Origin of the sequence: Roseovarius sp. MS2 (assembly GCF_051447875.1) — a bacterium.
Taxonomy (GTDB): domain Bacteria; phylum Pseudomonadota; class Alphaproteobacteria; order Rhodobacterales; family Rhodobacteraceae; genus Roseovarius; species Roseovarius mucosus_A.
Window position 1 is genome coordinate 1,051,228 of record NZ_JBKHVF010000001.1, and the last position, 18,201, is coordinate 1,069,428.

Annotated in this window: 27 protein-coding genes; 10 read left to right on the forward strand and 17 right to left on the reverse strand. The window is 61.3% G+C overall.

Annotation, left to right across the window (positions count from 1 at the left end; translation table 11 throughout):
* Positions 1–22 precede the first annotated feature (22 nt).
* A complete protein-coding gene (locus ACLGGT_RS05275; RefSeq protein WP_008279654.1) occupies positions 23–370 on the forward strand; it encodes a DUF2794 domain-containing protein in 348 nt (115 codons plus the stop codon).
* 51 nt (positions 371–421) lie between these two features.
* On the opposite strand, the gene ACLGGT_RS05280 is transcribed toward ACLGGT_RS05275, so the two are convergent.
* From ACLGGT_RS05280 to ACLGGT_RS05345, 14 genes are all read right to left on the reverse strand, one after another.
* Positions 422–583 (reverse strand): hypothetical protein, encoded by a 162-nt coding sequence (locus tag ACLGGT_RS05280; RefSeq protein WP_437195196.1) that lies wholly within the window; start codon positions 581–583, stop codon positions 422–424.
* Between the two features lie 103 nt (positions 584–686).
* Entirely contained in the window at positions 687–1,400 is a 714-nt protein-coding gene (locus tag ACLGGT_RS05285) for a ZIP family metal transporter (protein WP_081507407.1), read from the reverse strand.
* A gap of 15 nt (positions 1,401–1,415) precedes the next feature.
* The gene (locus tag ACLGGT_RS05290) at positions 1,416–2,195 is read right to left on the reverse strand and encodes a succinate dehydrogenase iron-sulfur subunit (RefSeq protein WP_008279657.1); all 780 of its coding nucleotides are present in this window, start codon (positions 2,193–2,195) and stop codon (positions 1,416–1,418) included.
* Between the two features lie 14 nt (positions 2,196–2,209).
* The gene (locus ACLGGT_RS05295; protein WP_437195197.1) at positions 2,210–2,533 is read right to left on the reverse strand and encodes a succinate dehydrogenase; all 324 of its coding nucleotides are present in this window, start codon (positions 2,531–2,533) and stop codon (positions 2,210–2,212) included.
* A gap of 4 nt (positions 2,534–2,537) precedes the next feature.
* A complete protein-coding gene (locus tag ACLGGT_RS05300; RefSeq protein WP_421999591.1) occupies positions 2,538–2,951 on the reverse strand; it encodes a hypothetical protein in 414 nt (137 codons plus the stop codon).
* 11 nt (positions 2,952–2,962) lie between these two features.
* Complete coding sequence (sdhA, locus tag ACLGGT_RS05305) at positions 2,963–4,765, reverse strand: succinate dehydrogenase flavoprotein subunit (RefSeq protein ID WP_008279659.1); 1,803 nt, start codon at positions 4,763–4,765, stop codon at positions 2,963–2,965.
* 12 nt (positions 4,766–4,777) lie between these two features.
* Positions 4,778–5,149, reverse strand: coding sequence for a succinate dehydrogenase, hydrophobic membrane anchor protein (sdhD, locus tag ACLGGT_RS05310; protein WP_008279660.1), 372 nt, complete (start codon positions 5,147–5,149; stop codon positions 4,778–4,780).
* Positions 5,150–5,159: 10 nt separating this feature from the next.
* A complete protein-coding gene (gene sdhC / locus ACLGGT_RS05315) occupies positions 5,160–5,543 on the reverse strand; it encodes a succinate dehydrogenase, cytochrome b556 subunit (protein WP_008279661.1) in 384 nt (127 codons plus the stop codon).
* A gap of 348 nt (positions 5,544–5,891) precedes the next feature.
* Positions 5,892–6,452 carry a F0F1 ATP synthase subunit B gene (locus ACLGGT_RS05320; protein ID WP_421999586.1) on the reverse strand — a complete coding sequence of 187 codons (561 nt, stop codon included), beginning with the start codon at positions 6,450–6,452 and terminating at the stop codon, positions 5,892–5,894.
* 5 nt (positions 6,453–6,457) lie between these two features.
* Positions 6,458–6,991 (reverse strand): F0F1 ATP synthase subunit B', encoded by a 534-nt coding sequence (locus tag ACLGGT_RS05325; protein ID WP_008279664.1) that lies wholly within the window; start codon positions 6,989–6,991, stop codon positions 6,458–6,460.
* Between the two features lie 85 nt (positions 6,992–7,076).
* Positions 7,077–7,313: a F0F1 ATP synthase subunit C gene (locus ACLGGT_RS05330; protein WP_008279665.1), complete on the reverse strand. Its 237-nt coding sequence runs from the start codon at positions 7,311–7,313 to the stop codon at positions 7,077–7,079.
* Positions 7,314–7,413: 100 nt separating this feature from the next.
* Positions 7,414–8,196 carry a F0F1 ATP synthase subunit A gene (locus ACLGGT_RS05335; protein WP_037296858.1) on the reverse strand — a complete coding sequence of 261 codons (783 nt, stop codon included), beginning with the start codon at positions 8,194–8,196 and terminating at the stop codon, positions 7,414–7,416.
* Positions 8,186–8,527, reverse strand: coding sequence for an AtpZ/AtpI family protein (locus tag ACLGGT_RS05340; RefSeq protein WP_008279667.1), 342 nt, complete (start codon positions 8,525–8,527; stop codon positions 8,186–8,188). Before ACLGGT_RS05340 ends, ACLGGT_RS05335 begins: the two co-directional genes overlap by 11 nt.
* A 199-nt stretch (positions 8,528–8,726) precedes the next feature.
* On the reverse strand, positions 8,727–9,140 hold the full coding sequence (locus ACLGGT_RS05345) for a universal stress protein (protein ID WP_008279668.1): 414 nt from the start codon (positions 9,138–9,140) through the stop codon (positions 8,727–8,729).
* Positions 9,141–9,278: 138 nt separating this feature from the next.
* Between ACLGGT_RS05345 and ACLGGT_RS05350 the strand changes: the two genes are divergently transcribed.
* The gene (locus ACLGGT_RS05350) at positions 9,279–9,623 is read left to right on the forward strand and encodes an ArsR/SmtB family transcription factor (RefSeq protein WP_375554773.1); all 345 of its coding nucleotides are present in this window, start codon (positions 9,279–9,281) and stop codon (positions 9,621–9,623) included.
* Between the two features lie 124 nt (positions 9,624–9,747).
* On the opposite strand, the gene ACLGGT_RS05355 is transcribed toward ACLGGT_RS05350, so the two are convergent.
* The 3 genes from ACLGGT_RS05355 to ACLGGT_RS05365 form a co-directional block, all read right to left on the reverse strand.
* On the reverse strand, positions 9,748–10,386 hold the full coding sequence (locus tag ACLGGT_RS05355) for a hypothetical protein (protein ID WP_375554650.1): 639 nt from the start codon (positions 10,384–10,386) through the stop codon (positions 9,748–9,750).
* A 107-nt stretch (positions 10,387–10,493) separates the two neighbouring features.
* Positions 10,494–11,384, reverse strand: coding sequence for a DMT family transporter (locus ACLGGT_RS05360; protein WP_437197397.1), 891 nt, complete (start codon positions 11,382–11,384; stop codon positions 10,494–10,496).
* Positions 11,385–11,392: 8 nt separating this feature from the next.
* Positions 11,393–12,274 carry a LysR family transcriptional regulator gene (locus ACLGGT_RS05365; RefSeq protein ID WP_008279671.1) on the reverse strand — a complete coding sequence of 294 codons (882 nt, stop codon included), beginning with the start codon at positions 12,272–12,274 and terminating at the stop codon, positions 11,393–11,395.
* A gap of 121 nt (positions 12,275–12,395) precedes the next feature.
* On the opposite strand from ACLGGT_RS05365, the gene ACLGGT_RS05370 reads away from it, so the two are divergent.
* The 8 genes from ACLGGT_RS05370 to trmD all read left to right on the forward strand — a co-directional run bounded on the left by ACLGGT_RS05370 (position 12,396) and on the right by trmD (position 18,027).
* Complete coding sequence (locus ACLGGT_RS05370; protein ID WP_008279672.1) at positions 12,396–12,944, forward strand: hypothetical protein; 549 nt, start codon at positions 12,396–12,398, stop codon at positions 12,942–12,944.
* A gap of 154 nt (positions 12,945–13,098) precedes the next feature.
* The gene (gene ffh, locus ACLGGT_RS05375) at positions 13,099–14,604 is read left to right on the forward strand and encodes a signal recognition particle protein (protein WP_081507401.1); all 1,506 of its coding nucleotides are present in this window, start codon (positions 13,099–13,101) and stop codon (positions 14,602–14,604) included.
* Positions 14,605–14,677: 73 nt separating this feature from the next.
* Positions 14,678–15,241 carry a GNAT family N-acetyltransferase gene (locus ACLGGT_RS05380; protein WP_437195198.1) on the forward strand — a complete coding sequence of 188 codons (564 nt, stop codon included), beginning with the start codon at positions 14,678–14,680 and terminating at the stop codon, positions 15,239–15,241.
* A gap of 34 nt (positions 15,242–15,275) precedes the next feature.
* Complete coding sequence (locus ACLGGT_RS05385; protein WP_008279676.1) at positions 15,276–15,572, forward strand: chorismate mutase; 297 nt, start codon at positions 15,276–15,278, stop codon at positions 15,570–15,572.
* Positions 15,573–15,621: 49 nt separating this feature from the next.
* Entirely contained in the window at positions 15,622–15,999 is a 378-nt protein-coding gene (gene rpsP / locus ACLGGT_RS05390) for a 30S ribosomal protein S16 (RefSeq protein ID WP_008279677.1), read from the forward strand.
* 18 nt (positions 16,000–16,017) lie between these two features.
* Positions 16,018–16,647, forward strand: a complete 630-nt coding sequence (bluB, locus tag ACLGGT_RS05395; RefSeq protein ID WP_437195199.1) for a 5,6-dimethylbenzimidazole synthase — start codon at positions 16,018–16,020, stop codon at positions 16,645–16,647.
* Positions 16,648–16,717: 70 nt separating this feature from the next.
* Entirely contained in the window at positions 16,718–17,227 is a 510-nt protein-coding gene (gene rimM, locus ACLGGT_RS05400; protein WP_219434987.1) for a ribosome maturation factor RimM, read from the forward strand.
* Complete coding sequence (gene trmD, locus ACLGGT_RS05405; protein WP_081507397.1) at positions 17,224–18,027, forward strand: tRNA (guanosine(37)-N1)-methyltransferase TrmD; 804 nt, start codon at positions 17,224–17,226, stop codon at positions 18,025–18,027. The genes rimM and trmD overlap by 4 nt, the downstream gene beginning before the upstream one ends.
* Positions 18,028–18,201: the final 174 nt, after the last annotated feature.

Genomic DNA, 18,201 nt, shown 5'->3' on the forward strand with positions numbered 1-18,201 from the left:
GGATTGGCGCAACTCTGGAGGCATGAGTTTGCAAAGCCTCGGCCCGATTGCGGGCGCGCATCCCTCAACCACTCAGGTGGCGTTCCAACGCACTGAACTGGGCGTGATTCTGTCGCTCTATGGGCGCATGGTCGCGGCGGGAGAGTGGCGCGACTACGGTATTTCCTGTCTGCGCGAGGTGGCGGTGTTTTCGATCTTTCGCCGCACCGCGGAACATCCGCTCTACCGGATTGAAAAGCGGCCAAAATTGCAGGGCAAACAGGGGCAATATGCGGTGATTGGCATGGATGGTCAGGTGCTCAAGCGCGGCCATGACCTGAAGACCGTGCTGCGGGTGCTAGAGCGCAAACTGATCCGGGCGGTAGAGTGAGGCAAGGCTGGGGCAAGGCATAAGGCCCTGCCCCGATTTGTGCCGGGGCGTTCAAGCCTCGTAATAGGCATACATCTGATCGAGTGCATCAAGACCGGGCGCTTGCGGCAGGTTTGCGGGGGCCTCGGGCGTGTAATAGACGGCGACCCAATCCGGGGTGATTGGGGCCGATTTTACAGCCGGGGCGACAGGGGTTTTGACCGGGTAAGCCATGGGTTCATCTCCATATTTCCATGGCACTTACATAATCTTCTGCGCTGCGGCATAAACCGCCAAGCGCGCAGTCTTGCCATGCGTCTGATGCAAGGCACGGATTTTAGCCGATCAGCATATCCCCGGCCAAACCCAGCGTGAAGCCAAAGACCGCCCCCAGAGGCGGTAACCAACTGTGGCGCGCACGGGCGGCGGGGGCGATATCCTGAAAAATCAGGTAGAGAATGCCGCCCGCCGCAAACATCATGATAACCCCCAGAACCTGCGGCATCTCGGAGAGAAAAGAAAAGCCGATGGCTGCGCAGACCGGCCCAAGCAGGGCAAGCCCGGCAAAGAGCAAGACGATCCGATGCCCCCGGACCGCCCCACCACGCATGATGTCGCGAAAGGCGGCAAAGCCCTCGGGCAGATTTTGCAGGAAAATGAGCCCGGCCAGCAAGAGCGCGCGTTCGGCCTGCGCGGTCAGCATGGCCCCGATGGCCATGGCCTCGGGCAGGAAATCGAGCAGCATCGCCATAAGCTGCGCACCGCGCCCGCCGTGCGATTCAAGAAAGCGGTCGATGGCAAAAAAGGCGATCCCGCCGCCAGCAAAGGCAGCAAGCGCCACGGGCGCGGAAAGCGTATCGCGCGCATGGGGCACCAGCACCAGCGCAATCGCCGCCAAAAGCGCGCCACCGCCAAAGGCAACGATGCCATGGGTCGCAGGCGCAGGCAGCCGCCTAAAGGTTGCGGAGAGCGCGAGCGCCGCCCCAAGGGGCATGGCCGCGCCCGCGATCAGGGCCAAGAGCAGCGCAAACCATAAGCCCTCGCTTGCCATTGTCCCTGTGTCCGATCAGACGTGCCGCTCGACCATCATCTTTTTGATCTCAGCGATGGCCTTGGCGGGGTTGAGGCCCTTGGGGCAGGTTTTCGTGCAGTTCATGATGGTATGGCACCGATAAAGCTTGAACGGGTCTTCAAGATCATCAAGCCGCTCGCCTGTTGCCTCGTCCCGGCTGTCGATGATCCAACGATAGGCATGCAAAAGTGCGGCCGGTCCAAGGTATTTGTCGCCATTCCACCAGTAGGACGGGCAAGAGGTAGAGCAGGACGCGCACATCACGCATTCATAAAGCCCATCGAGTTTCTCGCGGTCCTCGATGCTCTGCCGCCACTCTTTTGCGGGACGGTTGGTTTTGGTTTCCAGCCACGGCATGATGCTGGCATGCTGCGCGTAGAAATGCGTAAGGTCGGGGATCAGATCCTTGACCACCGGCATATGCGGCAGCGGGTAGATTTTCACATCGCCCTTGATTTCATCCATACCGTAGATGCAGGCCAGCGTGTTGATCCCGTCGATATTCATCGCGCAAGAGCCGCAAATCCCCTCGCGGCAAGAGCGGCGGAAGGTGAGCGTGGGATCAATCTCGTTCTTGATCTTGATCAGCGCATCCAGAACCATCGGGCCGCAGGTGTCCATATCCACGAAATAGGTGTCCACCCGCGGGTTTTTGCCATCATCCGGGTTCCAGCGGTAAATCTGGAACTTGCGCACGGTCTTGGCACCCTCGGGCTTGGGCCATGTCTTGCCCGTGGTCATGCGCGAATTCTTGGGGAGTGTGAGTTGAACCATCTTGCTACTCCTTGTCAGCCGCCCAAGAGGGTCAGGCTATTTTGGGCAATACATTGCACGGCCTCGGGGCGCTGTGCGATTGCGATCACTTGCTGCGTGGTTTCAGGTGTTACGCCTGACACGCTGGCGCTTGCGATCTGAATGATCTCTCCGGCAGAGGCGGCATCAATCACGCAATCGGTGATCGGGGCAGCGTTGAGGCCCGGAAAGCGCTGTGCGACGACTGTGTTGACCACGCTCTTGGCCCGCTCGCGCGCGACGGTATCGGCGACCTGATTGGTCGCCTCGCAGGCGGTAAGGGCGATTATTGCGGTGAAAGCCAATACAGGTCGGGTCATCAGGTCAGTTACCCCTGAGACAGTATGTTGAGCCACCGAACATCACAGGCGCATGGGCTGGGCAAGTCCGACGCACGCGCACGCTCTTCTCCTGTGCTTCGGACGCAAAACGCGGGGTTGATGCTCGCCCCAGCCTTTGATCGGCACATTCGTTGATCCGGTCCGCCTGCGCCGGGCTTAGGTTTGTTCCGGGGACGATCCAGCTCACGGTGCTGCCACCGGGCGGCAGTTCTGACCATGTCGCGCCAAAACGAGCAGGTCCGCGAATGCCCATTTCGTAGCGACAATCAAGGATCGCCTTGCGCTGTTCCTGCACCGGTATGCGTGGACCCGGATTGGCAAACGCGGGCGTCGAAATAAACGCCACCATCAGCACGGCGAAAACCCCTTTGCTTAACGACGATGAAAGCTGTGACATGCTTCTCTCCCTTAGAACGTCCGTTCCTTTGGCGCGATCTTTTTGAGGCTGATGCCGCCCTGATCCTCGTCTGTCAGAGGCGTTGTGATGATCGGGCGATAGCTGAGATCGACGGAATTGCCGTCGACCCGCGCAATCGTGTGAACGCGCCATTTCTCGTCGTCGCGGGTGCTGAAATCTTCATGCGCATGCGCGCCGCGGCTTTCTTGCCGGGCCTCGGCCCCAAAGATCGTGGCGAGCGCATTGGGCATGAGATTGGTCAGTTCCAGCGTTTCCATCAGGTCGCTGTTCCACACAAGGCTACGGTCCGTGACCTTGATGTCATCCATCTTGGCCGCGACGGTCTTCATCTTCTCGACGCCTTCGGCCAGCGTTTTCGAGGTGCGGAACACGGCGGCATCTGCCTGCATCGTGCGCTGCATTTCGAGCCGCAATTCGGCGGTGGGCACAGCGCCGGTGGCATGGCGCAGCCCGTCAAAGCGGCTGAGCGCCTTGTCCACCTCGGCCTTGTTGGTGGCGGGCACCGCCGAGTCGCGATCCACCACCTTGCCTGCGCGAATGGCAGCAGCGCGGCCAAAGACCACAAGGTCAATGAGCGAGTTGGAGCCAAGCCGGTTCGCGCCATGCACAGAGGCGCAGCCCGCCTCGCCCACAGCCATGAGGCCGGGCACGACGGCATGGGGATTGTCCTGAGTGGGATTGACCACCTCGCCCCAGTAATTCGTCGGCACGCCGCCCATGTTGTAATGCACGGTGGGCAAAACCGGGATCGGTTCCTTTGTCACGTCAACGCCGGCAAAGATGCGCGCAGACTCGGAAATACCGGGCAGGCGCAGATGCAGCGCCTCGGGTGGCAGGTGGCTGAGGTTGAGGTGGATGTGATCGCCATCCGCGCCCACGCCGCGCCCTTCGCGGATTTCCATCGTCATGCAGCGGCTGACATAGTCGCGGGGGGCGAGATCCTTGTAATTGGGCGCGTAGCGTTCCATGAAACGCTCGCCCTCGGAATTGGTGAGGTATCCGCCCTCGCCACGCGCGCCCTCGGTAATCAGGCAGCCAGCGCCGAAAATGCCGGTGGGGTGGAATTGCACGAATTCCATGTCTTGCAGCGGCAGACCGGCGCGCGCCACCATGCCGCCACCGTCGCCGGTGCAGGTATGGGCAGAGGTCGCCGAAAAATAGGCGCGGCCATAGCCGCCGGTGGCCAGTACGACCATCTTGGCGTTGAAGACGTGGATGGTGCCATCGTCGAGTTTCCAGCAAACGACGCCGGTGCAGGCCCCATCGGTCATCACCAGATCAATGGCGAAATATTCGATGTAGAACTCGGCCTTTTGCTTGAGGCTTTGACCATAGAGCGTGTGAAGGATGGCATGGCCGGTGCGGTCAGCGGCGGCACAGGTGCGCTGCACGGGCGGGCCTTCTCCAAATTCGGTGGTATGGCCGCCAAAGGGGCGCTGATAGATCTTGCCCTCTTCGGTGCGCGAGAACGGTACGCCGTAATGTTCCAGCTCATAGACCGCTTTGGGCGCCTCGCGCGCGAGATATTCCATTGCGTCGGTATCGCCCAGCCAATCCGAACCCTTGACCGTGTCATACATATGCCACTGCCAGCTATCGGGGCCCATATTGCCAAGCGATGCGGCAATGCCGCCCTGTGCCGCAACGGTGTGCGAGCGGGTCGGGAAAACCTTGGTCACGCAGGCCGTACGGAGGCCCTGTTCGGCCATGCCGAGTGTCGCCCGCAGGCCCGCGCCGCCCGCGCCGACAACCACGACGTCATAATCATGCGTCTCGTATTCATAAGCAGCCATTTGTTCAGGTCCTCACAGCGCGATCTTGGCAAGGGCGAAAAGCCCGGTGGCGATCAGCCCGTAACTTAGAACGGTCACGGCAATAATCAGGCCCCGGCGCGTGCTGCCGTGGCTGTAATCCTCGATCATGGTCTGCGCGCCGCTTGCGTAGTGGCGCAGGCCAAAGAAAATCACGAGGCCGGTGAGAATGGCCATGGCCGGATGCGAAAAGGCGGCCAGCACCTCGGCGCGGTCACCGCCAAGGGCGCGGCCAAAGGCCACCAGAAACACCGGGATGATCAGGGCAAGGCCAACACCCGAAAGTTTCATATACCAGAAATGTTCGGTCCCGGTGCCAGCGGCCCCTTTGCCCTCGGCGCGTTTGCGTGCGGTCAGATAACGCATGATGCTCTCCTCAGACCAGAAGCAGGGTGATGACGGTCAGCACGACCGAGCCGATGATGCAGCCCCAACCGAGTTTCTCGGCGGTGGGAATGTCCATTCCCTTGCCCGCGTCAAAATAGAGATGCCGCAGCCCCGCGAGGTAGTGATACCACACCGCCCAAGCCGAGAGGGACAGAACCAGATCGCCAAACCAAGAGGTCAGCACCGCATCGGCCATGGCAAAATAGGCGTCAGAGGTAGAGGCCGCCAAAAGCCACCACACGATCAGAAGCGCCGCCACGATCAGGGCATTGCCGGTGATCCGGGTCAGGATCGAGGTGATCGAGGTCAGTTGCGGGCGATAAATTTGCAGGTGGGGCGAAAGCGGGCGTTCAACCGGTTTGGTTTCAGCCATGGAGCAACTCCTTTGCAGATGGCGGGCGGCGCGACAGCCGTCTTTTGCTGGTTTCTTGTTATACTTTTTCTCGGCGCTGTCACCTGTCCCGCGCGCCAAAACCCCTGTTTTGAGGCAATTGGCCGCAAAAATATTGCTTTTGTGATCACGTAAATAATCGTGTGATCACAAATTAGGCCAATGGGAATCAGGTTTTCCCTGATGGTTTCCCTGAGTCTCTGGGCTGGTGCGGGAAACTCTCTCAGGACTCGCCCGGACAGCGCATGGTTTTGTGATCACAAAATTCAAGCAGACAAGAAAAAGCCCGGGGCGCTTACGACCCGGGCCTATTCTGTGCCATGGCGCTGTTTAGTGCAGCTTGGCTTCTACATCCGCGATGGCCGCGTCGATCAATGCATTTCCATCAGCGGCGGTCATCTGCTTGGCGATCACGTCACGCGCGGCGGCAACCGCCACGACGACAGCCTGATCGCGTACGTCGCGGATGGCCCGTGCCTCGGCGCTGGCGATCTGTTCTTCGGCAGCCTGCATGCGGCGGGCAATCGAAGCCTTGATCTCTTCCTTAGCCTCTTCGGCGGCGGCGTTCGCCTCTTCCTTGGCTTGCGCCACGATCCGGTCGGCTTGTGCCTGCACGTCTTTTTGCTTGCGCTCGTAGCTGGCCAGCAAGGTCTGTGCCTCTTCGCGCAGGGCGCGCGCCTCGTCGAGTTCGCCCTTGATATTGGCGGCACGCTCGTCGAGTTTTTTGCCCAAGAGTGTCGGCACCTTGACGTAAATCAGGAAGCCAACAAAGAGCAGGAAGGCGAGCAGGACCACGAAATTCGTGTTGGAGAGCGAAAAGAACGGACCCGAAGCCGCCAGCGCGGGGCTGGCGAAGACGGCGACAACCATGGTCAAAAGCATCTTTTGCATGGCGATTATCCTTTCATCCGGTCGGCAACAGCGGCCCCGACGGTTTTCTCGTCGGCCTTGCCACCCATGACGGCAACGATCTCGGCAGCGGCTGCAACGGCCACTTCTTTGACGCTGTCCATCGCAGTGGCCCGGATATCGGCAATCTTCTTTTCGCCTTCTGCCGCGCGCGCGGCAATCTCGGCATCCGCCTTGGCGGTTGCGGCGTCCAGCTCTGCCTTGATCTCGGCCTTGGCCTGACCCACGATGGTCTGTGCCTCGGTGCGGGCATCGGCCAGCGCCTTGAGATAGGCTTGTTCGGCCTCGACAGCCTTGACCTTGAGATCTTCGGCAGCGGCGAGGTCGTTGGTAATGGCCCCCTGACGCTCTGCCAGCACGGCCGCAATGCGCGGCAGCGCAATGCGCGACAGGACAAAGTAAATCACGACCAGCGTGACGAGGAGCCAGAAAATCTGGTTGCCAAAGGTCGTAAAATCCAGCTGGGGCAAGCCCGGCGTGGATGCGGCTTGACCAGCGGCGTCATGCGTTTCGCTTGCCATGTCGTCCTCCTAGGGGAAAGTTCCGTGTCACCGAGGGGCGGCGTTGCGCCACCCCCCAGCCGTAAGGATCAGCTACCCGAGAGACTTAGACAGCGAACATCAGCAGAAGGGCGACGAGGAACGAGAAAATCCCCAGCGCTTCTGCGAAGGCGATGCCGATGAACAGCGTCGCGGTCTGGCCAGCAGCGGCCGAAGGGTTGCGCAGCGCGCCAGCGAGGAAGTTGCCGGCAACATTGCCCACACCCATCGCAGCCCCGCCCATGCCCATGCAGGCCAGGCCAGCGCCGATATATGCACCCATTTGAACGATATCGCCTTCCATAGTGATGTCTCCTTACGTTGGAATTGGCATTGATCGGTTGGTCGTGGGGCGGGCGAACCCGCCGTCGTTTCGTAGGGTGGGGGAAACCCACCACATCCTGTTAGTGGCTCGGGTGCAGAGCATCCTTGAGATACACACAGGTCAGGATGGTAAAGACATAGGCCTGAATGAAGGCCACCAGCACCTCGAGCGCATAGATGGTCGAGATGGCAAGGATAGAGAGCGGCGTCACCACGATGCCGATCCCGGTCGAGATCAGGATCATCGGCGCGAAGGCGGCGAACACTTTGACCACGGCGTGACCGGCCATCATGTTACCGGCAAGACGGATGGAGTGGCTGACGGGACGCACGAAGTAGGAAATCACCTCGATCAGCGCCAGCACTGGGCGCAGCGCGAGCGGCGCGGAACTGACCCAGAAGAGCCCCAGAAAACCCACACCATGCTTGACGAAGCCAACAACGGTCACGGTCAGAAAGACCATCATCGCCATCACTGCCGTCACCGCGATATGGCTGGTGGTGGTAAAGGCCATCGGCAAGAGGCCCAAGAAGTTGGCGAAGAGGATGAAGAGAAACAGCGTCATGATATAGGGGAAGAACACCAGCGCATCCTTGCCCGCCACATCCTCGACCATCTTGCGGATGAAATCATAGAGCAGCTCGACCACGGATTGCGTGCGGCTTGGGATCGTTGCCCGGCGCGATGTGCCCATGACCATGAGCGCAATGATCGCGAGCACTGTCAGCGCCATCCACAAGGTGACGTTGGTCAGCGTGAACACGCCCACGGCCCCCTCGCCAAAGAGCGGCTTGACCATGAACTGATCCATCGGGTGGAAAACCAGACCGGGTTCCCCGGCACCGTGCGCTTCAGTCGCCATTCTTTGCCCTCTCATCCCCGCCTTGCGCGGGCTTGTCCATGCCTTGCTGGATTTCGGCGGCGCTGCGCATCATCGTTTTGACGCCCGCGGCCACCCCCAGCAACGTGAAGATGACAAGGAACACCGGCATCGTCCCCAAGAGAACATCAAGCCCGTATCCCATGCCGAAACCGATCAAAAGACCGGCCACCAGCTCGATCACCATTCGCCAAGCCATCTGGGCCTGAGAATAATGCTCTTCCTGATGGGGCCGTGGTGCGTCCTTGGCCTTGAGCCTCGCTATCTTCGCTTCCAGCTCTGCCAGTTGCGCGCGCTGCTCGGGATCGGTCACGGGAGCCCCCTCAGGATGTTGCGCATGTGCTACGTCCTGAGCACGCCTGAGTCAAGCGCCAGAGACCCCTGCGTGGCGCTAGGTTAAAGCGTTGTTTTATTGAGTATTTTTACCAAGAAGATGCAGGGCGGTCATTCCGTCGCAACCGCCCCAAAGGCGATCTGGGGCGGTTTGGTATATTCAACCGTTTGGTTGAGTTTCAGCGCACGACAAAGACCGAGACCTTGGCGTGTTGCGCGATATAGCCCCCATGCGAGGCAAAGATATGCTCGAGAAAGCCGGGCACATGGCTGGCCACGACAACCAGATCGGCACCGCTACGCTCGATTGCCTGCATCAGCGCCGAGGTTGTTTCGACCTCGGGGTCATGGCTGATGATCGGCTCGGCCTCGACCGTGACGGCGTATTTGTTGCGCAGGTTTTCGGCAAAGCTGTGGAGGGTCTGCGTGAATTCGGCAGCGTTATGGCCAAGCTCATTGGGCAGTTCACCGCCCACGCCCGCCACGATGATACGCGCCCCATGCCGCTTGGCGAGATCCCCCGCCACGTCGAGCGCTTTGGCCAATGTGTCCTTGTGGAGCAGATCGACCGGAACCAGGATTGTCGAGAACATCGTCTTTCCTTTCGTGTTTCCGTTTTGCGTCCGCCCAGCCTAATGGCTGGTGCGCCGCCCGACCCTGTCACAGATCAAGAGCGGTTTCAGCCCACCCGGCATGGATCAGCCGTTGACGCGGGGCGCGCGCTTGGGCTTATGAAGGGCATGCAGAATGCGCTCGCCCTTGATATGGTCTTTGCCGCCCTCGCCGACCCCACCCGGCGCGCGATCCTGTCGATGCTGCTGGAGGATGACATGGCGGTCACGGATGTGGCGGAGCCATTCGAGATGAGCCTTGCCGCGATTTCCAAACATCTGGGCATTCTGGGCCGTGCCGGGCTGATCACTCAGGAACGCCGGGGCCGCGTGACATGGTGCAAGCTGGAACCGGACGCGCTGCGCGATGCCTCGATCTGGATGCAGAGCTTTGGGCAGTTCGAGGCGGTCAATCTTGATGCGTTCGAGCGGTTTCTCAAGGCGGAACTGCCGGATGAGGGCTGACGCCTGCCCCCTGCCGGACGACGGACCGCGCCCGCCGGAAATGCTCCGGTTGCGCGGCGATCTTCAGGGGGCCAGTTTTCTCTGAGGTACAAGCCAAATTTTCGCGTAGCGCTTCTCTTTCGGATCAGCGCGGTCGAAAGGTCATGCTCAATTTGCTAGGATCAATCTTCTGGCCCAATTGGCAAAGTTCCCAGCTTGCTTCACACGCTACCTTCGCTGCCTGTACCGGCTCGAACGCAAGCACGCCCAGACGATGCCCAAATCTTTCATCCTCGGACAGAACCTTTTTCGCGGTGGCGATTGCGACCTCTTTTGACATCCCATCGGAATAAAGAACATAAATCGTGCCTGGCCGCGCCTCAAAAAAGAAACCAAAGTCATTTTTCGAGGGGGTCACCCCTCTGAATGTGGCGGCCGATGCCGCGTAGCGTCCCTGCCAGACGAATTCATGTGAAAACAGGTTCCAGTGCAGGCTTTTCGCGTTCCCGGAATTGTCCATCAGCGACAGATCTTTCAAATTCACCCTAAAGGTTAGATTCCGCTTGCCTCGCCACTTTCTCCCGCAATCTAGCTGGCCGTTCGGCTCAACCGGACAGAATGTGGCCGATTCGAAACGAACACTGCTGGCCGAATTGGCAACCACCATCAGAAAGACTTTCTTTCTGAATGGATCGTCCGCGCCCTGCGCGGCAACATGAATTGGCTGCACCACTGCAAGCAGCGCAACTACCACCAGGCTGATCCAGAATTTCGACTTGGACATGCTCAACATCACCTCACCTCACTCACATTTGAAAAGTTCCAGTCATCCGTAACCCTTGGTTGAACGTGAAGCAAGATCATGTCGCCAAGCATGTATTCAGCCGGACTTCAGACCCGACACTCCTCATCCTTTAGCAACAGCACCAACGCAACCACCGTCAGCCCCACCCCCATGAGCACCACCGACTGTGGCAAGGGATGCCCCAACGCCGTCTGCCAGAGCGTGACCCAAGTGGGGGTGAGATAGGTATAGGCCATCACCTTGGCACTGGGCAGGTTGAGGCTGGCGTATTGCAGGCAGACAAAGGTTATCGCCGTGGCAAAGACCGCCGTGTAGACAATGGTGATCCAGACGATGGCAGGCAAGCTTGACCAATCGGTCGCGCGCAGGTCGCCCCAACCTGCGGCTGTCACCAAGAGCGCCGCCCCAAGCATCGTTCCAAAGGAAAACACCACCGGACGCTCGCCGCGATTGAGGCGGCGCACCAGCGGCGTATAGATGGCATGGGCCGCGCAGCCGAAGAAATAGATAGCCTCGCCGCGCCCGACCTCGAACGCCATGAGCGCCGAGACATCAGCGCGAAAGATGACCCAAAGCGCGCCCATCGCCCCGACGCCCAAGGCAACCGCCATGCGCGGCGTTGTGATCTGGCGCAAGAGCAGATAGCCGGCGATCCCCGCCATGATCGGCGTAAGCGTAAAGACCGCCGCTGCCGAAACTGGCGCCGCAGTCTTGAGCCCCTCGAACATCATCACGAAATACAGGCCCATCGCGCCACCCAGCAGGAGGTAGCGCCATGGGGCAGACCATGTGGTGCGCGGAATGCCTCGGCCCAGCATCGCCCCTGTGCCAAGGATCACGGCGGCCAGCAAGAAACGCGGCGCATTGAGGGCGGCGGGGGCGATATGCTGCGCCGCCATGGACCCAAGCGCGAATGATCCCGCCACCAGCCCAGAGAAACAGAGCATCGCCAGATGCCCCTTGAGCGCAGGCGTCATGCCCGCGCTCACGTCACTGGCCATGCCGCCGCGCGCTCTTTGAGATGGTTCAGGAACGCTTGCACCTTGGTAGTGCGGTGCAGGTCCATATGAGTGACCAGCCAAAGGGGGGCCGCCCATTCGGGACGGGGCGGCGTCACCTGGATAAGCCCCGGCATCTCTGCGGCCTGCAAGACCGAGGTGAACCCGATCCCGGCCCCGGCTAGGATGGCGTTGCGTTGTGCATGCACATCGCCCGAGCGAAACACGATGGCCTCGCCCGGCACATTGTCCTGCAACCAGCGCAGGAACGGCGCGCGTGTTTTTGGATCATCCGCGCCGACAAAGCGGTGATGCGGCAGATCCTCGGGCCCTTTGGGCAGGCCATGGCGCGCGACGTAGCTTTCACTGGCATAAAGCGTGAACTGTTGCTGAAAGAACGGCTGTACCACGTTATCGGGCTGATCCGGCACAGCGCCTGCCCGGATCGCAACATGCGCCTCGCCGTATTCGAGCCGAAACAGGCGGTCGCCGGTCAAATAACGCACCACCAATGCCGGATACATCTCTTGAAACGCGGCCAGCACCGGCACAAGCAGATGGCTGAGCCCGCCAACCGAAGTCACGACCAACTCGCCCGAGACATCGTTGCCTTGCCCCTTGATCCGCCCGGCCAACTGATTGAACTGGTCATCGGTTGCCTGCGCCACGCGCAACAGGTCTTCGCCCGCCTCGGTCGGGGTATAGCCCCGCGCATGGCGCTGAAAGAGCTTGACGCCCAGCCTCTCTTCGAGCGCGTCGATGTGGCGGATAACGGTGGCATGATGCACGCCCAGCACCTCGGCCGCGCCGCTCACGGTGCCAATCCGCGCCACATTATAGGCGGTCCGCACCTCGTCCCAATTCTCCATCACGCCGATCACCCTGCCCAGCTATCCCGTTCGCCTAGCAACTATGCGGCGGCGACGCGGCGGTTGCAATCACCCGTAATGCGCGTAGCCTGTACGCGTCTCTCACAGCAGCGGCCAACCGATGAAAGTCACGCATAGCAGCCCAGATCTTTTGATGATCGAGGACATGCCTTGGTTCATGGCGATCATGCTGGGCCTGTTCACAGTTTTGTTTGCAGGTGTCGGCCTTTTGGTTATGCCGCAGACCCTTGTTGGCGGGCTGGTCTTTTTGATCGGCGGCGGCGGGTTGGGCTTTGCAGGTGTGTGTATTTTTGTTGAACGTCTGCAAGTGATCTTGGATGCGCGCGCGGGCACCGCGATTTTGCGCAGCCGAACCATCCTGCGTCACCGCGAGACGGTCCTTGACCTCTCGGACGTGATCCGCGCCACGGGCGAGAGCACGCTATCGGGCGGCGAGACAAGCACCGATCCGTCGCGCGTGCGCCGCCCCGTGCATCGCCCCACCCTTGTTCTGCGGGATGGGGCGGGCGGCGCGCCGCTCTTGCATCCGATCACCGAGATCTATGACAGCAGCCGCGCCTCGGCGGAGGTGGTGCGCGCGATCAATCACTGGTTGGCCGAGTTGCGCGGTCCTGACCCCATGCTTGACTCTGCCCCACCCGCGCGCTAAACGCCCACGCAATCCCGGAGGCCCATGCTTCCGGTCCCGGCCCTGTGTCGGGATCGCCCCCCGTCAGCGCGTTGCGCCCACGGGGGCGTTTATCGTTTGAACCGTTGCCCCTATATGGGGTGACATGGCAGCAACCGGCATAGGAGCCTGAGCGATGTTTGAAAATCTATCCGAACGCCTCTCCGGTGTCTTTGACCGGCTGACCAAACAGGGGTCGCTGTCTGAAGAGGATGTGAAAACCGCCCTGCGCGAGGTGCGTGTCGCCCTGCTGGAGGCCGACGTTTCCCTGCCCGTCGCGCGTGATTTCATCAAGACGGTTGAGAGCCGCGCCACTGGGCAGGCTGTCACCAAATCCGTGACACCCGGCCAGCAGGTCGTAAAGATCGTGCATGACGCGCTGGTCGAGACATTGCGCGGCGAAGGCGATCCCGGCGCGCTCAAGATCGACAACCCGCCTGCGCCGATTCTGATGGTCGGTCTGCAAGGCTCGGGGAAGACCACCACCACCGCCAAACTGGCCAAGCGGCTGAAGGACCGCGAGGGCAAACGGGTGCTGATGGCCTCGCTTGATACCAACCGCCCGGCGGCGATGGAACAACTGGCCATTCTGGGCAAACAGATTGGCGTCGATACCCTGCCCATCGTCAAGGGCGAAGACCCGGTTCAGATCGCCAAACGCGCCAAGACGCAAGCGGCGCTTGGCGGCTATGACGTCTACATGCTCGACACCGCAGGGCGGCTGCATATCGACGCAGAGCTGATCGCGCAGGCGGCGGCGGTGCGGGATGTGGCCAACCCCCGCGAAACCCTGCTCGTGGTCGATGGCCTGACTGGTCAGGATGCCGTTAACGTCGCCACCGAGTTTGACGACAAGATCGGCGTGACCGGCGTTGTTCTTACCCGGATGGACGGGGACGGGCGCGGCGGTGCGGCGCTCTCGATGCGCGCGATTACCGGTAAGCCCATTCGCTTTGTCGGCCTTGGCGAAAAGATGGATGCGCTCGAAACCTTTGAGCCGGACCGTATCGCAGGCCGCATTCTGGGCATGGGCGATATCGTGGCCCTTGTGGAAAAGGCACAGGAGACCATCGAGGCGGCTGAGGCCGAAAAGATGATGCGCCGCATGGCCAAGGGTCAGTTCAACATGAACGACCTCAAGGGTCAGCTTGAGCAGATGCAAAAGATGGGTGGCATGCAGGGGCTGATGGGCATGATGCCCGGCATGGGCAAGATGGCCAAACAGGTCGAAGATGCCGGGTTTGACGACAAGATGCTCACCCGCCAGATCGCGATGATCCAGTCGATGACCAAGAAAGAGCGCGCCAACCCCGCGCTGCTTCAGGCCAGCCGCAAAAAACGGATCGCTGCCGGATCGGGCATGGATGTGTCTGACCTCAACAAGCTGCTCAAGATGCACCGCCAGATGGCGGATATGATGAAGAAAATGGGCAAGATGGGCAAAGGCGGCATGCTGAAACAGGCGATGAAAGGCATGTTTGGCAAGGGCGGCATGCCCGATATGAACGACCCGCAGGCCATGGAAGAAGCGGCCAAGGCATTGGGCGGCAAGCTGCCCGGCGGCATGGGCGGCAAATTGCCGGGCCTCGGCGGCGGCATGGGCCTGCCCCCCGGCCTCTCTGGCTTTGGCAAGAAGAAGTGACCATGGCTTCTTCTTGGCATAAATACTCATATCCGACCCCGCAACCGGCACCCCACCAGAGGGGGGCCCGGCCATGACCCTCACCCAAGCGCCCACACTGGAAACGCCGCGCCTTGTCCTGCGTGGACCAGAGCAACGGGATATTGAGCCCACAATCGCCTTTCTGCTCGACCGCGACCGGTCCGAGGGCTTTGGGTCATCACCCAACCGGGGCGAGGCGTGGCGGTGGTTCGCGCTCAACGTCGGGCATTGGCATATCCACGGCTATGGGTATTTCACCATCGAGATGAAGGACACCGGCGAGACCGCAGGGATCGCGGGCATCTGGAACCCCGAAGGCTGGCCCGAACCGGAATTGGGCTGGGCGCTCTATGCCGGGTTCGAGGGGCGCGGCATCGCCTATGAGGCGGCCGCGCGCGCGCGCCGCTATGCCTATGAAGATCTGGGCTTTGATACGCTGACCTCGAATATCGTGCCGGGCAATACGCGCTCTGTCGCGCTGGCCGAACGGCTGGGCGCGTGGTTCGAGCGGGAATATGACAACATCCACATGGGCCGCGACCTGCTTTATCGCCACCCCGGCCCCGATGCCGCCTCTGGCCGCGATGATGACGGCTCGGTTGAGGCCTACGCATGACCCACGCTTTTTCTTTCAGCCGCCGGAGTCTCGCATGACTGACGCAACCGCCCTTGCCGCGCAGCTTCTCAAGGAGCATCGCCAGAGCATTGATCGGCTCGACGCGATCCTCGTCTTTACGCTGGCCGAGCGTTTCAAGCACACGCAGGCCGTGGGGAAACTCAAGGCTGAATACGACCTTCCCCCGTCCGATCCCGCGCGCGAGGCGCAACAGATCGAACGGCTCGAAGAATTGGCAAAAGCGGCTGATCTCGACCCCGCCTTTGCCAAGGAGTTTCTGAACTTCATCATCGCCGAGGTGATCCGACATCACCAAAAGCACCAATCGTAAGGTGGGCCTGAGCCCCGCCAAACCCACGCCATTATAAGGAGAATATCAAATGGCCATGAAAATCCGTCTCGCCCGTGGTGGCAGCAAAAAGCGTCCTTTCTACCGCATCGTCGCGGCCGACAGCCGTATGCCGCGCGATGGCCGCTTTATCGAGAAGCTGGGCACCTATAACCCGCTCCTGCCGAAAGACAGCGAAGATCGCGTCAAGATGGACATCGAGCGCGTTCAGCACTGGCTGGCACAGGGCGCACAGCCGACCGACCGCATCAGCCGCATGCTGGAAGCCGCAGGTATCGTTGCCAAGAAAGAGCGTGCCAACCTGAAAAAGGCCGTTCCGGGCAAGAAAGCGCAAGAGCGCGCTGCAGAGAAAGCCGCCAAGGCCGAGGCCGCCAACGCCCCTGCCGAAGAGGCAGCCGCCGAGGAATAAGACTGGAAAGGCGCTGGAATGTCGCAATTTTCCAAGGACTTCCAGACCGGTCTGCGCGATCTCATGCGATGGCGGCGCGATGTGCGCCGCTTTCGCCGGGACGCGGTGGATGAGGCTGTCTTGCAAGACTGCCTCGACACCTTTCTTCTATCGCCCTCTGTGGGGCTGAGCGAACCATGGCGCGTGATCCGGGTGCAATCGCCCGGCGCGCGCGCTGCGGCGCTGGAGAATTTCACCACAGCCAATGCGCAGGCGTTGGCGGGCTATGAGAGCGACAAGGCGCGCGTTTACGCGGGCTTGAAGCTATCGGGGATGCAAGACGCCCCCGTGCAACTGGCGATTTATTGCGACGAGGCAACCGACAAGGGCGCGGGTCTGGGGGCCGCCACCATGCCAGAGATGCGCCGCTATTCGGTGGTGGGCGCGATCACGCATTTCTGGCTGGCGGCGCGCGCGCAGGGCCTGGGCGTGGGTTGGGTGTCGATCCTCGATCCTGAGCAGTTGTCGCGCGATCTTGAAGTGCCCGCTGACTGGGCGCTGGTGGCCTATCTGTGCGTCGGCTGGCCCGAGACCGCGAGCGACACACCCGAATTAGAGCTGGCCGGATGGGAAACCCGCCGTCCAACCCTGCCAACCGAGGTGCGCTGAGCATGACCCTGTTGCGCATCAAGGGAATTGAGCGGATCATCTCCCTATCCGCACAACCGGAGACAACCCCATGAGCGACAGTGACCGCATTTGCGTAGGCGCCATCGGCGGCGCATTCGGCGTGCGTGGCGAGGTGCGGCTCAAGAGCTTTACCGCCATGCCCGAAGACATCGCGGCCTATAGCCCGCTGAGCACCGAGGATGGCGCACGCGCCTTTGACGTGACCCTGACGGGCCAGACCACCAACGGTTTGACCGCGCAACTCTCTGGCATCAGCACCAAAGAGGCCGCCGATGCGCTGCGCGGCATGCGGCTCTATGCGCTGCGCGCGCAATTGCCCAATCTGCCGGATGATGAATTCTATCACGCTGATCTAATCGGGCTTGAGGTGTATGACACCGGCGGCGCGGTATTGGGGCGGGTCAAGGCCGTGCTCAACCACGGCGCGTCCGATATTCTGGAAATCCATGCGCCGGGGATGTCTGCGACCATCCTGTTGCCCTTTACCACCGAAGCTGTGCCGACCGTCGATCTGGCCGCAGGGCGCATCATCGCCGATCCGCCCGAAGGCCTGATATGAGCGGCACACCCCGCTCGCACGGGCGCAAATCCATCCGTGCCACCATGACCCCGCGTGAATTGATCACGCCCACGCCGGAGCTGGCGGGGGTTTGGACAGCGCGGGTGATTACCCTTGTCCCACAAGCCTTTCCCGGTGTGTTGGGCGAGAGCCTGACAGGACGCGCGCTGCAAAACGGTCTCTGGGCGCTCGATGCCATTGACTTGCGCCCCTATGGCGAGGGCAAACATCGCAATGTCGATGATACGCCCGCCGGGGGTGGCGCGGGCATGGTGATCCGCGCCGATGTGATGGGGCGTGCGATTGACGAGGTGATGGCGGGCACCCCGCCCGGCTGGCCGCTGATTTACCTGAGCCCGCGTGGTCGTAGGTTTGATCAGGCCATGGCACAAGACCTGTCGCAACGCCCCGGTGTAACGCTCATCTGTGGCCGGTTCGAGGGGCTGGATGAGCGCGTGATCGAGCATTATGGCATCCAAGAGGTGTCCTTGGGCGATTTCGTAATGACCGGCGGTGAAATAGCCGCACAGGCGATGATCGACGCCTGTGTGCGCCTGTTGCCCGGTGTTCTGGGCAATGCCGAGAGCACGGAAGAAGAAAGTCATTCCAACGGGTTACTGGAGCATCCGCACTATACCCGCCCCGCCGAATGGATGGGCCGGGTCATCCCTGAGGTGTTGACCTCTGGCGATCACGCCAAGGTGGCGGAATGGCGGCGCGCGATGTCCGAGCGGCTGACCGCCGAACGACGCCCCGATCTGTGGGAAAAACACCGCAGAACCCATCCTGACAAGGCTTGATCCAGCTTACGCTTGCGCCTATACACCGCCTTGCTTGGAATCGGTTGCGGCTCCGGGTGCGTTTGTTATTGGCTAAATCTCCCGCCAGACTTTCTTCGGTCGCCTGCGGCAGCCCCGGCAAACGGATCACAGACAAGGACGACCTGAACTCTGGCGGGCGCATCTGCGGACCCG

What these genes read in the sequence shown, in the direction of transcription:
- ACLGGT_RS05275 (WP_008279654.1), top strand. Translation starts at nt 23, where the DNA reads ATGAGTTTGCAAAGCCTCGGCCCGATTGCGGGCGCGCATCCCTCAACC.
- ACLGGT_RS05280 (WP_437195196.1), bottom strand. Translation starts at nt 583, where the DNA reads ATGGCTTACCCGGTCAAAACCCCTGTCGCCCCGGCTGTAAAATCGGCC.
- ACLGGT_RS05285 (WP_081507407.1), bottom strand. Translation starts at nt 1,400, where the DNA reads ATGGCAAGCGAGGGCTTATGGTTTGCGCTGCTCTTGGCCCTGATCGCG.
- ACLGGT_RS05290 (WP_008279657.1), bottom strand. Translation starts at nt 2,195, where the DNA reads ATGGTTCAACTCACACTCCCCAAGAATTCGCGCATGACCACGGGCAAG.
- ACLGGT_RS05295 (WP_437195197.1), bottom strand. Translation starts at nt 2,533, where the DNA reads ATGACCCGACCTGTATTGGCTTTCACCGCAATAATCGCCCTTACCGCC.
- ACLGGT_RS05300 (WP_421999591.1), bottom strand. Translation starts at nt 2,951, where the DNA reads ATGTCACAGCTTTCATCGTCGTTAAGCAAAGGGGTTTTCGCCGTGCTG.
- sdhA (WP_008279659.1), bottom strand. Translation starts at nt 4,765, where the DNA reads ATGGCTGCTTATGAATACGAGACGCATGATTATGACGTCGTGGTTGTC.
- sdhD (WP_008279660.1), bottom strand. Translation starts at nt 5,149, where the DNA reads ATGCGTTATCTGACCGCACGCAAACGCGCCGAGGGCAAAGGGGCCGCT.
- sdhC (WP_008279661.1), bottom strand. Translation starts at nt 5,543, where the DNA reads ATGGCTGAAACCAAACCGGTTGAACGCCCGCTTTCGCCCCACCTGCAA.
- ACLGGT_RS05320 (WP_421999586.1), bottom strand. Translation starts at nt 6,452, where the DNA reads ATGCAAAAGATGCTTTTGACCATGGTTGTCGCCGTCTTCGCCAGCCCC.
- ACLGGT_RS05325 (WP_008279664.1), bottom strand. Translation starts at nt 6,991, where the DNA reads ATGGCAAGCGAAACGCATGACGCCGCTGGTCAAGCCGCATCCACGCCG.
- ACLGGT_RS05330 (WP_008279665.1), bottom strand. Translation starts at nt 7,313, where the DNA reads ATGGAAGGCGATATCGTTCAAATGGGTGCATATATCGGCGCTGGCCTG.
- ACLGGT_RS05335 (WP_037296858.1), bottom strand. Translation starts at nt 8,196, where the DNA reads ATGGCGACTGAAGCGCACGGTGCCGGGGAACCCGGTCTGGTTTTCCAC.
- ACLGGT_RS05345 (WP_008279668.1), bottom strand. Translation starts at nt 9,140, where the DNA reads ATGTTCTCGACAATCCTGGTTCCGGTCGATCTGCTCCACAAGGACACA.
- ACLGGT_RS05350 (WP_375554773.1), top strand. Translation starts at nt 9,279, where the DNA reads ATGAAGGGCATGCAGAATGCGCTCGCCCTTGATATGGTCTTTGCCGCC.
- ACLGGT_RS05355 (WP_375554650.1), bottom strand. Translation starts at nt 10,386, where the DNA reads ATGTCCAAGTCGAAATTCTGGATCAGCCTGGTGGTAGTTGCGCTGCTT.
- ACLGGT_RS05360 (WP_437197397.1), bottom strand. Translation starts at nt 11,384, where the DNA reads ATGACGCCTGCGCTCAAGGGGCATCTGGCGATGCTCTGTTTCTCTGGG.
- ACLGGT_RS05365 (WP_008279671.1), bottom strand. Translation starts at nt 12,274, where the DNA reads ATGGAGAATTGGGACGAGGTGCGGACCGCCTATAATGTGGCGCGGATT.
- ACLGGT_RS05370 (WP_008279672.1), top strand. Translation starts at nt 12,396, where the DNA reads ATGAAAGTCACGCATAGCAGCCCAGATCTTTTGATGATCGAGGACATG.
- ffh (WP_081507401.1), top strand. Translation starts at nt 13,099, where the DNA reads ATGTTTGAAAATCTATCCGAACGCCTCTCCGGTGTCTTTGACCGGCTG.
- ACLGGT_RS05380 (WP_437195198.1), top strand. Translation starts at nt 14,678, where the DNA reads ATGACCCTCACCCAAGCGCCCACACTGGAAACGCCGCGCCTTGTCCTG.
- ACLGGT_RS05385 (WP_008279676.1), top strand. Translation starts at nt 15,276, where the DNA reads ATGACTGACGCAACCGCCCTTGCCGCGCAGCTTCTCAAGGAGCATCGC.
- rpsP (WP_008279677.1), top strand. Translation starts at nt 15,622, where the DNA reads ATGGCCATGAAAATCCGTCTCGCCCGTGGTGGCAGCAAAAAGCGTCCT.
- bluB (WP_437195199.1), top strand. Translation starts at nt 16,018, where the DNA reads ATGTCGCAATTTTCCAAGGACTTCCAGACCGGTCTGCGCGATCTCATG.
- rimM (WP_219434987.1), top strand. Translation starts at nt 16,718, where the DNA reads ATGAGCGACAGTGACCGCATTTGCGTAGGCGCCATCGGCGGCGCATTC.
- trmD (WP_081507397.1), top strand. Translation starts at nt 17,224, where the DNA reads ATGAGCGGCACACCCCGCTCGCACGGGCGCAAATCCATCCGTGCCACC.